This is a genomic window from Oleiphilus sp. HI0132 (assembly GCF_001635845.1).
This window is the reverse complement of the sequence record NZ_LWGJ01000126.1, coordinates 1-1577: the sequence shown is the minus strand read 5'-3', so window position 1 is coordinate 1577 and position 1577 is coordinate 1. Positions and strand designations below refer to the sequence as shown.

Below are 1577 nucleotides of genomic sequence, written 5' to 3'. Positions count from 1 at the left end.
GCTACAGCCAAACCTGAAAGCTGGTCAGATTTTTTCACTAGAGCACACCCACCGGGTAAGAACCGAGATGTTTAATTTCTACCGCATCAGGAGAAACCTGCTGAACAACTTTCTGCACGCCTTCGTCATCGATATGACCTTCGAAATCAATAAAGAACACATAGGCCCAAGTACCGGAATTCGAAGGCCGAGTTTCCAGGCGGGTAAGGCTAATATCATTTTGATGGAAAGGCTCAAGGACGTGATATAGTGCCCCTGGTTTGTTCTTGGCCGACACCATAATAGAGGTCTTATCTTGACCGCTAGCAGGAACAACATCGCTACCGATAATCAAGAAGCGGGTCGTATTATCAGGCTGATCTTCAATATTCTCGACAAGTTTGAGTAAGCTATACTGCTCGGCTGCCATGTCACCAGCGATCGCAACAGCCCCTTCTTCTTTCATGCTGAGCTTTGCAGCCTCGGCATTACTACTAACAGCAACACGCTCAACTTGAGGGCAATTCGCATCCAACCATTTCCGGCACTGCGCCAAAGATTGCTGATGGGAATAGACTCGTTTGATATCAGAGGGTTTGATTTCATCATTCGATAGCAAGTGGTGATGAATTCTTAACTTCACTTCACCAGCAATGAATAAAGGTGAATTTACGAAACTATCCAAAGTATGATTAACAACGCCTTCCGTTGAGTTCTCAACTGGTACAACGCCATAGTTTGCCTGGCCAGACTCCACCTCTCGAAACACTTCATCAATTGCACTCATAGGCTGAGCATGAACAAAGTGTCCAAAATGTTTTAGGGCCGCTGCATGCGTATAAGTACCTTCCGGCCCTAAAAAAGCTACCTTCATTGGTTTTTCAAGGGCTAGACAACAGGACATTATCTCTCTGAAGAGCTTAGCAACATCTTCATCTGGCATAGGCCCCGTATTGCGTTCCATTACGGCCCGCAGGACCTGAGCCTCTCGCTCAGGGCGATAATACTGCACAAGCTCATTACCGGCAGCAGCCTGCTTCACCTCAGCAACACGCTGAGCACAAGCTGCGCGCTGGTTGATCAAAGACTGAATATTTTGATCAATCTCATCAATCTGAGCCCGTAGCTTTGCGAGCTCTGTTGCTTCATCTACCATTATATTTCCAGTTAGGCCTCAGGTGATTGATCTGAAGATTCATCTGATTCACTCGAAGCGCCTGCCTCAACAGTATCAGTTCCCTCTTCTATTTCTTGTTCATCAAGACTAGACTCATCAACACGCTCCACACCAACTAAATGCTCATTCTCTTGAGATAGCTTGATCAGCCTTACACCCTGAGTATTTCGACCGAGGATCGAAACTTCTTCTGTACGAGTTCTAACCAAAGTGCCTTTATCGGAAATAAGCATCAGCTCATCACCTTCCTTAACTTGAACCGCAGACACCAACAAACCATTTCGCTCGGAGCATTGCATTGCAATCACGCCTTGACCACCACGCCCGATTACTGAGAATTCATCCATGCGAGTACGCTTACCGTAACCATTTTCACTTGCAACCAATAACAGGCCTTCTTCTTCAGGAATAATCAAGGATA

The 1577-nt window shown here is 46.1% G+C and carries 2 protein-coding genes; both read right to left on the bottom strand.

Annotated elements, in window-relative coordinates; genetic code table 11:
• Nucleotides 1–37 precede the first annotated feature (37 nt).
• Nucleotides 38–1135, bottom strand: a complete 1098-nt coding sequence (gene pheA / locus A3766_RS01645; RefSeq protein ID WP_068515499.1) for a prephenate dehydratase — start codon at nucleotides 1133–1135, stop codon at nucleotides 38–40.
• A gap of 11 nt (nucleotides 1136–1146) precedes the next feature.
• On the bottom strand, nucleotides 1147–1577 hold a 431-nt coding region (locus A3766_RS01640), incomplete at its 5' end, for a DNA gyrase C-terminal beta-propeller domain-containing protein (protein ID WP_304440917.1).

Coding starts and splice junctions, on each gene's coding strand:
- pheA (WP_068515499.1), bottom strand. CDS start 1,135: ATGGTAGATGAAGCAACAGAGCTCGCAAAGCTACGGGCTCAGATTGAT.